Genomic DNA, 9,359 nt, shown 5'->3' with positions numbered 1-9,359 from the left:
CTCTTGCTCAGATCCCTATCAGGTTTCGGGAAGTCGGCCCGGTTCAGGAAAACATGAAAGAGGCCATCTGTTCAATTATTTGGGGAGGCTTTGGGACCGGTAAAACATGGGCGGCTTATGCTCTTGTCAAAGATCTTCTGAGTTCCGGAGAAATCAAGTCTTTCAAAGTTCTTACCGAGGTCGGACTGATTAACGAGATCAAGGCCGGATTCTCAGATGGTACATTCAGCAAGCGGATGAAAGACCTGGAAAATGTTGATCTGTTGATAGTCGATGAGATCGGAAAGTCGAATGATACTGATTTCAATAAGGCTCAATTATTTGAGATTCTGAACAATCGGTATAACTGGATGAGGCGAACAGTTCTGATTTGCAATGCGACAGACAAGGCACATGTCAGGGAGATCATGCCGACAGCAACCCTGGACAGGTTCAGGGAGAATGTAATCGAGATGGAAGGGAAATCTAGGAGATACAATGGACAAATATCCTGATTACAATGTCGGCGAATTGATGATGGAAGACATGAAGAAAGATTGGGAAAATGGATTATTTGACTACAAGATAAAATCAGGAGGCAAAATGAACAGAACATTAACAATTTTCTTTGACGATGGCAGCGAGTCTGAATACAAGGTGAATCACATATTCAATCCGAATACATGGGATGAGTTCAGCTCTCTCCATTTCCGCACAACAGAAGGCAAGTCATACAGCGTCAGGACCAGGGATATTGAGAGAGTTGAGATCGAGGTGGAGTGATGATCACAACTAAAAAAGGAGTGAACTATTTGATTGAAATAAAATGGACTGGACGGAAATGGTGCGAGGTTTGGACGCCGTGTTTCCATAAGGGCAGGGGAAAATATATCACAATGGGATTTTACTTCATCGCCTTTTATCGTGGATATTGAGATAATTGACTGTGACTAATGGCTTAAATCTTTGATTCTATGGCCGTGAGAGTACAGCCAGCCGATTTAATATGGAAAGTGATAGACAAGTACCTTTGAAGGGTTAGCGATGCTCTACAGACGTAAAATGGGGGTTTAATGATTTGTGATAATTGCAACAATCATATTTCAGGATTTATAGAGGATCATATTTGTAAGGGGGAGAGAGTGGAAAAGATTAAAAGACATATTGCACTTGATGGCCAATTTTTAAAGGGCTCCTATGTTGGAGTGAAGGAGTCTGATCTTGATAGGATTGAAAAAGAGAATGAAGAGTTAAGAAAACAGATTGAATCAATGAAATGTTGCCGAAATTGCGGACTACGGAAAAACTGTGATATTTTCAAATATTGCACCAGCCCAGTTGATTGTGATAAGTGGGAATTAGGGGGAATATTGTGAAAGACATAAAAGAGCTGGTTCCTGATGTTAAATCCGATTATAGCCACAAAGGACTTCCATTATGTGATGCAGAGGAAGTCCAGAAACAAACAGAGCAATTAAGAGAGGCGATTGAATTACTCATGGAATTAAAATCAGACAGTTGCGGATATCCAGATGATCACGAGAACATGATTGACGATTTTATAGAACAATTTGTGGATAAGGCATGAAGACAATTTACATATCAGGGCCAATGACAGGGATCAAAGATTTTAACCGTGAAGCATTTATGAAAGCTGAGAAAGAGCTATTGTCTGATTACATTGTCATCAATCCGGTAAGAATAGCCTCTGCTCTAAGAGTCGAGTTTTTATTGAAAGAATCAGATCCTCCTGAATGGAGTGATTATATAAGGGCAGATACAAAAGCTTTAATGGACGCCGATTGCATTTATATGCTGAAAGGGTGGCAGGGAAGTAAAGGGGCAGATCTTGAAAGATACATCGCTCTTTGTCTTGGCCTTGAAATGAAATATCAATGAGCTGGTCAGCTCCTGTCTATCATGAAGCCCTGGGGATTATGTACAGCCGGAATACAAACGGCTGGATCTGTACAGAGGACAAAGTCATGTACAGCCCTATTGAGTTGCAGCATATCAGGGAGACCATCGGGAGCGTAACATCTGAGTATCATGATGCCAAGAGAGCCGAGGAGATGATTGACATGGTTTGTGAAGTGTTTAATGGGGAGATCCATTATATAAGAGGAGAACAGAAGTGCCATGGTGTGTATAGGCCATTCCTTCTTAATGACAAGAAAGTTGAGAGCATAGCAAGGGCGTATGGGTATAATCTGCCAAAAAAAGTAGGTTCTGGTGGCCCTAGGGCGGAGTACAATGGGTCTAAGCTCTGCGAGTGAGGAAAATCCGCACACTGAAAATATGCCAGCCGGTTGGTAAATCCTACAAAAACGTAACAAAGGGGAATATTATGAGAGAGATTAAGTTTAGAATATGGAGTGAACACAGTAAAAGATATTATGATAAAATATCCGACACTTGGACTTGGTGGGAGGATGGGGTAACTCTTAGCGGTTCACAGGACTACATGTTATTAGAACAATACACAGGACTAAAAGATAAAAACGGAAAAGATATTTATGAGGGTGATAAGGATAAGAATGGATATATTGTTGTATATGAAAATGGGTGCTTCTGGCTTCGTGATCCTATTTCAACTTTTATAGTTGATCAACTATTTTTGTTAAACTCTGAAATAGAAATAATCGGAAACATTCACGAGGAGAAATCATGAGCAACGGAATCAACAAAGACTCTTTCATCCAGGCAGTCAAAAACAGGCAATCAGCAACACCAAAGGACCTAAAGTTTTTTGAATCATTCAGATTTCTAAACGAGTCCGGCCAATTGCCTCCGGACCTTGAGAGAAACAGGAATACAGGAAGATTGAAACTCAGCACGGACAAAGACCTCCGGGAACAATATTACCTTTTTCACATTCTCAAAAATATCGATACTCAATGGAAAACCTTTTCAGTCTTTGAAACCGTAACCCATTTTTACAAGTCATCTGAAACCCTGAATGAAATATTGAAGGAGATGATATGAATATTGCATTAGCAAAGTGGCTGATTGAGAAGGCTGATGGTTTTGAATTAACGAAGAGGAATGCCCCGACGTCAAAAAATGGAAAGTGGAAGATGGCAGACAGCTATTGTTTTACAAGATGCGAGAAGAGCCATTCCGGAAACCTAATAGATATTGATGAAAGCATTGTATACCCGATCCTACTTCAAGGAGCCATTGAGGGTGTGAACAGGGAAAATGGAAAATACAGAATAGAGCAAATGTATAACGAGGTTGAAGTATTAGACTCTGAAGAATATACAGTAGAGGTTAGTTTCCATATAAGACAAGGAGCAGACAAGGCAAAAGAACTATCACTCATGTATGTAAAAGGACACGAAAATGCCAATACTAAGGACTGATCAAGACTTCGGGGATGTATGCGGAGTCTCTGCCTCAGCAATCTACAAAGCCCGTAGAGCCGGGAAGCTGAACAAGACATCTGAGGGCTATGACACTCTTGACCCATCGAATCATTCCTACATGGTCGGCCTGGACAATAAGACTTTTGCACAGCGGGGAGGCATAATCCCGGCAGATGTTCCTACCCATGACCCTCTGGACGATCAGAAAAAGAGAGCTGATATCCTCCTAAAGAAGAAGATGGCCAGGCAACTAGACAGGAAGCATGATACTGAAATGAAAGACCTGATCCCGGCTGACCTCATGGCAATCTATATCGGATTCTTTGCCGAAGGAATAAGAAACAACTTCCTGAATATCGGTTCCCGTGTGGCCAGGGGTGATACAGCTCTCCGTGACCGCATAGAAAAAGAGATAAAGACAGCCATTGAGAAAACCATTGAAGGTGCAGCCCGTGGCCTGGAGAAAGAGGGCGGGAAACTCATCGAAGCACTGGAGGAAAAAGACTGATGGAATATTTAACATGTGATATTTGTGGGAAAGAAGATGAAACAGTGGAAGAAATAATAGACCCATATGTTTTAGAGATTGATGGAATAGAAGAGTTAATTACACTTTGTGATGATTGTTATGAGAACCGAAGAGACGACATTTAATAATGACAAAAAAAGCAGCCTATCAGAACGCCATTGACGTAATCATAAAACGGGCAAGCGAGATCATACCGACAGAGATCAGCCGGACATTAGTTTCTGAATGGGCTGAAAAGAACCGGGTATTGAAAGAGGGTCCACTTCAGGGACCTTTCTCTTTTGACTTCACCCCGTACCTCAGGGAGCTCGCCGACTGCCTCAGCCCTTCAGATGATGAAACCCGGGAAGTCGTGTTTATGAAGCCCGCTCGAATAGGCTCGACTGTCTCCATCGGTGAAAACTGGATCGGTGCAATGATAGACGCCTTCCCCTGTGATATGGGATATATTACGAGTGACGTTGCCATGGCAGAGATCCAGATGCAGGGCCGTATTGACTCACTGATCAACGAATCAGGCATAGGCTATAAGATTGGTAACGTAAAAAAGCGGGACACTCAGAAGAAGACCATGGACAAGACAGTAATGAAGGCATTCCCTGGTGGGTCCATCATGGCCGGGGGGCCGAACAGTTCTTTTTTCAAAAGATCAGTTGGATTTAAGTTCCTGAACGTGACTGAGGTAGACGGATTCGCCGATAACATCGGGAAAGAAGGGGACCCTGTAGGACTTTTCAGGCGCAGATGCGGAGCTTTTCAGAATGAATATAAGATACTTTGGGAATCTTCACCGAAATTAAAGCACAATTCTAAGATTCTAAGGCTCTATAAAGAGGGTGATCAGAGGAAATACATGGTTGAGTGTAAGCATTGTGGACATATGCAGGATCTCCGCTGGGGTAAAAAGGAAGATCCGGGCGGTTTAAAGTTCGATCACGACGATGATGACAGGCTGATTGAAGGCTCTGTCCATTACGAATGTGAGGAATGCAAAGGCCATTGGACAAATGCTGATAAAGATTTCTTCCTCCCTGACAAAAAGATGGGCGGATCTGCATACTGGAAGCCGACATCAATGGCCAGGCGTCCCGGGTTGAAGTCCTATCACATGAACGCTCTCTACGCTCCGATCGGGTTTACATCATGGGAAACAATAGCAATGGAATTTCTTGAGATAAAACACCGTGGATTCCCGCCGCTTGAATTTCAAGTCTGGATCAATACTGTACTCGGCGAAGCATTTGAGGACCGGGGAGAACGTCCGAAACTGGAAGCACTCTTGACCAGAAACAGAACTTACAAGAAAGGATTCCTTCCGGAAGAGGCAGAGCCTTATTTCCTCACACTCGGGGCAGACATCCAAGGTGGAGCAAAGTCAAGGATAGAATGTGAGATAGTCGCCTGGGGCCATGACAAGGTCAGTTGGTCAGTTGATTATATTACCATCCCTGGTGACACCTCAGACATTTACAACGAATGTTGGACGGCATTAAAATCAATCATTCAAGCTGAATACGCAGGTCATAAAATCATGCTCTCAGGAATTGACTCAGGATTCAGGACGCAGATAGTTTATGAATTTTGTGCTGGAATGGGATCGAACGTATTCCCGGTCATGGGATCAGAGACCCTAATGAAAGGCCGGGAGCATATCAAATTCTTTGAAGTCTCAGGATTGGCTATACAGCGTCTTAATGTTAACACAGACCTACTAAAGCAGGAGACATACCAAGACCTTGCCAAAGGCCAGTATGAGGACGGTAGAAGCCCTGAGGGATACTGTCACTTTCCTATGGACTACACACGGGATCATTACAACCGATTGACAGCAGAGTCAAGAGTCCTGAAGACCACAGCAGCCGGGAAGAAATATATATGGGATGCCGGGTCCAGACGTAATGAACAACTTGACTGCCGGGTTTATAATTTGGCGTTAGTGTACGCATACAAACAGACCGCCGAAAATTACCTGAAGGAAGCCAAGATCATCGATGAGGAATTGAATTTCACATGGCCTATATTCTGGCAGTACGTGAAATCCGAAAAGAAAGCAAAATAGATATTGACAATATCATTAAAAGATATATAATAAACACTAGGAGTAAATATGGTAGTACAAATTAACATTAAAGGCGAGCTTGAGAAAAAGATTCTTGAGCACATGAAATTGTATTCTCATCTAAGTAAGAAAGCATACTTTATTGAGATGGCAAGAAGGCAAGCCGAAAGGGATGAGAGAGGTGGCGATTGATGGCAATTAAAATAGACAAAGAATTTAGAAACTTAATTCCGTGCCTCACAAAAGAAGAAAGAGCTTCTCTAAAATTCTCTATTGAGACAGAAGGCCAGAGAGAACCGATCATTGTATGGAAAGGTAAAAACATAATTGTTGACGGTCATAACAGATATGATATTTTACAGAACATAAATGTCAATATCAAAAAAATTGATATGCACTTTGAAGACCGTGAAGAAGTTATGGTGTGGATGATCGACAACCAGAAAGGAAGGAGGAATCTATCAAAGTCTGATATGCTTAAACTCGGAATGAAAAGGGCTGAACTTCTGGAAGAGAAGGCAAAAGAGAAGCAGCAGGAATATCACGGTAATCAGTATGAATCTGCACCTTTTCAGGAATCTGAAAAAGTCCAACCAATCAACACCACAAAAGAAATGGCAGATTATGCCGGGGTCAGTATTGATACTGCCTCAAAGTATAAGAAGGTAATGAATGAAGCACCTGAACAAATCAGGCAGGAGGTAAATGCAGGAACAAAAACTATTAACAGGGCTTATCAGGAAATAAAAAAGCCGGATACCGTACCAACCGATTCCGACTTTAATCATGGAGAGTCTTCCGCAAAGAAGATAATTGTATATGCAGAAAGCGTATTAAGACACTTGTCTGATGAGGATAAGAATAATGCAGATTCTGTAATTCGTCAATGGATAAACAATGAGGAATAGAAAATGCACGAATACCGAAAGACGCAGATCATCAAAACAGAGGTTGTAGAAGTCAACCCTACAAAAGCAGCAAAAATGCTATCTAGGAATATAGATAATAGGAAACTTAGAACAGCTACTATTAGAAGATATTCAAGAGATATGGCAAACGGTTCTTGGATAGAGAATGGAGAAACAATACTTTTAACTGATGAAGGTTTTATCCTTAATGGTCAGCATAGGCTTAGTGCCGTTGTAACATCTGGTGTGACCATAAATTTCCTAATGGCAACAGCATCCCCAGTAGATGGGAAAGGTCCATTAACTCCAATGGATGTAATACAAGACAGAGGACAATCAAGAAGTCATACAGACATATCCGGTATTCCCGGCTTGTGTGACCAGACAGCAGCTTCTTTGATTAGAGATCTTATGGCAGATGGATCAGTGCATGTTCAGAATACGATGCTTAGAGCATCCGTGTATGAATCACTACAATCAGAAATGGATTACTTTTTTTCAGAGTGTCCTACCGCCGTAAAAAGATATTCAAGGGCCGCAATAAGATCAATATTTGTTCTTAGATTAGCACAAGGATATGACTACACCAGAGAATACAAATCAGTAACAGGTCTTCTTACTGGTTTATCTGCTTCGTGGATGAGTTGGTATAGGAAGATAGGGAATATAACAGGAAGCAGTAAATCAGAGAGAGAAGACATGATGGTGTCTACTTGGGCGTTGACTGAACCAGGAAGAGATATGGACAAACAACTGTTCCTTCGTAATATACCAGAGAAGATGAAAGAAATAAGATCTTCCTTCTATTCTGTGTGTGGTGAGACGCTTGATCAATTTGTAAAAAACAACGGGTATAGGATGTGAAATAATGACAAACATTGAAATGTTTTCAAGGCAGATGGAAGTCTGTAAAGAAATGGAACTTCTTAAGGTTAAGATCGCAGAGGCGAACTCAGAAAGATTAAGGCTTGAATATGAGCTTAAGAAAATGTCTTTTGAAGAAACGCAAGAGGTTATGGATGAATATTATGAAAACGATCTAGACATCGATTGATAATCTATTGAATAAATGAATAAAGCTCCCTTAATAGGGGGCTTTTTTTGGCCCTAATCCTATTACTTCAATACGAAATACGTAAAAATAGTATAAAAATATACGACAAACGTAAAATATATATTGCATAATTCACATCATGGGTTTATATTTAGCGCAATGGGATATTTCACACAGGCGCAAATCGAAGCTAAATTGACTTTGTACTCTGAAATGATCGATGCCATAGCTAACGGTCAATCCTATTCATTCAACGATGGACACGGCGTCATGTCCGTAACCCGTTCATCCTTATCAACCATAGAACAATCATTACAACTCTGGGAACGCCGTTACGATGCACTGAACGGCAGTGGATCAATAGTCTCCTGGAGGTCAAGCCGTAGATGAGAAACCCATTCAAGCCTAAAGTAATAACCAAAGAAATAGTGAATCACATCCACCACAGAGATGATAACAAGATGAATGATCACGGTTCAAAGTTTGGCCGGATCAGCTATAATACCAATTTTTCATTTGGTGATGAATCCGCACGCCGTGATATTGCCCGCAAAGTATACCGGGAATCACTCACAGCCAAGGGAATGACACGGCGGTTTGTTGACTCCGTGGTCAATGTCGGCATGTCCTGGGAGAGCACCCCATTATGGGATATGATAACAGACTCTCCCGGAACCCCTGAAGAAAAAAGGCAATGGACAGTTGATATTGAAAACCGATGGAAACTTTACAGCACAAGTAAAGAGGCCGATACTGAAGGCGTTTTAACTTTTCAGCAGCTGCAAAGAATGGTCTATAAGATCGGAGACATTGACGGGGAAGTATTCGGGATCATCAGGTACATGTCAGACGCCCGCAGAATATCAAATGTCGCACTTCAAATAATCAACAATGATCAAATCACAAGCCCTCATGATGGTATAAATGTCGCAGCAATCAAGGCCCGTGGTGCGAAGGTTGTTGACGGTGTAGAGTTTGATAATATAGGCCGTGAGGTCGCTATATGGGTCCAGGAAGGATTCGGAGCTAAACATACACGAATAGCCTACTTCGGAGGCTCTGGCCGCAGGTTTGTGATCCACTACAAAGCTAATCCGATGCCTGGGGAGTCCAGAGGCGTCCCGGAATTTGCCTCATTGGCCTATGAGCTTTCCCGCCTGACAGAAGTAGAGATCAACGAAATTGAAAAGATGGCTTCTGCCTCAACCTGGATGGGAGTCGTTAAAACAGATAAAGACGCATACGTCAAGAAACCTGATTTCCTTATCAATTCAGATCAATCAGAGACAACAGAATCGACATACACTCCCGGGATCGATACGGTCCATGTCGGAGACAAAGCCCTCATCATGAATAACCTTGAACCTGGACAAGACTTCCAGATGTTCAAATCAGATTATACAAATACCAACCTTGAGACTCTCATCGAAGTCTACGAAACCAGAGTAGCAGCCTCCCGGGG

Annotated in this window: 18 protein-coding genes; all 18 read left to right on the top strand. The window is 41.9% G+C overall.

Annotation, left to right across the window (positions count from 1 at the left end):
• A partial coding sequence (locus PF479_RS16875) for an ATP-binding protein (RefSeq protein ID WP_298008993.1) occupies window positions 1–494 on the top strand: 494 nt, incomplete at its 5' end.
• Window positions 478–762, top strand: a complete 285-nt coding sequence (locus PF479_RS16870; RefSeq protein ID WP_298008991.1) for a hypothetical protein — start codon at window positions 478–480, stop codon at window positions 760–762. The genes PF479_RS16875 and PF479_RS16870, both read left to right, overlap by 17 nt.
• A 359-nt stretch (window positions 763–1,121) precedes the next feature.
• Window positions 1,122–1,355 carry a hypothetical protein gene (locus PF479_RS16865; protein WP_298008987.1) on the top strand — a complete coding sequence of 78 codons (234 nt, stop codon included), beginning with the start codon at window positions 1,122–1,124 and terminating at the stop codon, window positions 1,353–1,355.
• Window positions 1,352–1,567 (top strand): hypothetical protein, encoded by a 216-nt coding sequence (locus PF479_RS16860; RefSeq protein ID WP_298008984.1) that lies wholly within the window; start codon window positions 1,352–1,354, stop codon window positions 1,565–1,567. Before PF479_RS16865 ends, PF479_RS16860 begins: the two co-directional genes overlap by 4 nt.
• Window positions 1,564–1,878, top strand: a complete 315-nt coding sequence (locus tag PF479_RS16855) for a DUF4406 domain-containing protein (protein WP_298008981.1) — start codon at window positions 1,564–1,566, stop codon at window positions 1,876–1,878. The genes PF479_RS16860 and PF479_RS16855 overlap by 4 nt, the downstream gene beginning before the upstream one ends.
• On the top strand, window positions 1,875–2,255 hold the full coding sequence (locus PF479_RS16850) for a hypothetical protein (RefSeq protein ID WP_298008979.1): 381 nt from the start codon (window positions 1,875–1,877) through the stop codon (window positions 2,253–2,255). Before PF479_RS16855 ends, PF479_RS16850 begins: the two co-directional genes overlap by 4 nt.
• 71 nt (window positions 2,256–2,326) lie before the next feature.
• Window positions 2,327–2,650: a YopX family protein gene (locus tag PF479_RS16845; protein ID WP_298008976.1), complete on the top strand. Its 324-nt coding sequence runs from the start codon at window positions 2,327–2,329 to the stop codon at window positions 2,648–2,650.
• The gene (locus tag PF479_RS16840) at window positions 2,647–2,964 is read left to right on the top strand and encodes a hypothetical protein (protein ID WP_298008974.1); all 318 of its coding nucleotides are present in this window, start codon (window positions 2,647–2,649) and stop codon (window positions 2,962–2,964) included. Before PF479_RS16845 ends, PF479_RS16840 begins: the two co-directional genes overlap by 4 nt.
• On the top strand, window positions 2,961–3,344 hold the full coding sequence (locus PF479_RS16835; protein WP_298008971.1) for a hypothetical protein: 384 nt from the start codon (window positions 2,961–2,963) through the stop codon (window positions 3,342–3,344). Before PF479_RS16840 ends, PF479_RS16835 begins: the two co-directional genes overlap by 4 nt.
• Window positions 3,325–3,855, top strand: a complete 531-nt coding sequence (locus PF479_RS16830; RefSeq protein WP_298008968.1) for a hypothetical protein — start codon at window positions 3,325–3,327, stop codon at window positions 3,853–3,855. Before PF479_RS16835 ends, PF479_RS16830 begins: the two co-directional genes overlap by 20 nt.
• Window positions 3,855–4,001, top strand: a complete 147-nt coding sequence (locus tag PF479_RS16825; protein WP_298008965.1) for a hypothetical protein — start codon at window positions 3,855–3,857, stop codon at window positions 3,999–4,001. Before PF479_RS16830 ends, PF479_RS16825 begins: the two co-directional genes overlap by 1 nt.
• Before the next feature lie 2 nt (window positions 4,002–4,003).
• Complete coding sequence (locus tag PF479_RS16820) at window positions 4,004–5,935, top strand: terminase gpA endonuclease subunit (protein WP_298008962.1); 1,932 nt, start codon at window positions 4,004–4,006, stop codon at window positions 5,933–5,935.
• 48 nt (window positions 5,936–5,983) lie between these two features.
• On the top strand, window positions 5,984–6,127 hold the full coding sequence (locus PF479_RS16815) for a hypothetical protein (RefSeq protein ID WP_298008959.1): 144 nt from the start codon (window positions 5,984–5,986) through the stop codon (window positions 6,125–6,127).
• The gene (locus PF479_RS16810) at window positions 6,127–6,843 is read left to right on the top strand and encodes a ParB/RepB/Spo0J family partition protein (RefSeq protein WP_298008956.1); all 717 of its coding nucleotides are present in this window, start codon (window positions 6,127–6,129) and stop codon (window positions 6,841–6,843) included. Before PF479_RS16815 ends, PF479_RS16810 begins: the two co-directional genes overlap by 1 nt.
• 3 nt (window positions 6,844–6,846) lie before the next feature.
• Window positions 6,847–7,707 (top strand): hypothetical protein, encoded by an 861-nt coding sequence (locus PF479_RS16805; RefSeq protein WP_298008954.1) that lies wholly within the window; start codon window positions 6,847–6,849, stop codon window positions 7,705–7,707.
• A 4-nt stretch (window positions 7,708–7,711) separates the two neighbouring features.
• Window positions 7,712–7,897 (top strand): hypothetical protein, encoded by a 186-nt coding sequence (locus tag PF479_RS16800; RefSeq protein WP_298008951.1) that lies wholly within the window; start codon window positions 7,712–7,714, stop codon window positions 7,895–7,897.
• A 159-nt stretch (window positions 7,898–8,056) separates the two neighbouring features.
• Window positions 8,057–8,287 (top strand): hypothetical protein, encoded by a 231-nt coding sequence (locus PF479_RS16795; protein WP_298008948.1) that lies wholly within the window; start codon window positions 8,057–8,059, stop codon window positions 8,285–8,287.
• A partial coding sequence (locus PF479_RS16790; RefSeq protein WP_298008945.1) for a phage portal protein occupies window positions 8,284–9,359 on the top strand: 1,076 nt, incomplete at its 3' end. The genes PF479_RS16795 and PF479_RS16790, both read left to right, overlap by 4 nt.

The organism is Oceanispirochaeta sp. (assembly GCF_027859075.1).
Taxonomy (GTDB): domain Bacteria; phylum Spirochaetota; class Spirochaetia; order DSM-2461; family DSM-2461; genus Oceanispirochaeta.
This window is presented reverse-complemented; position numbering and strand designations above follow the sequence as displayed.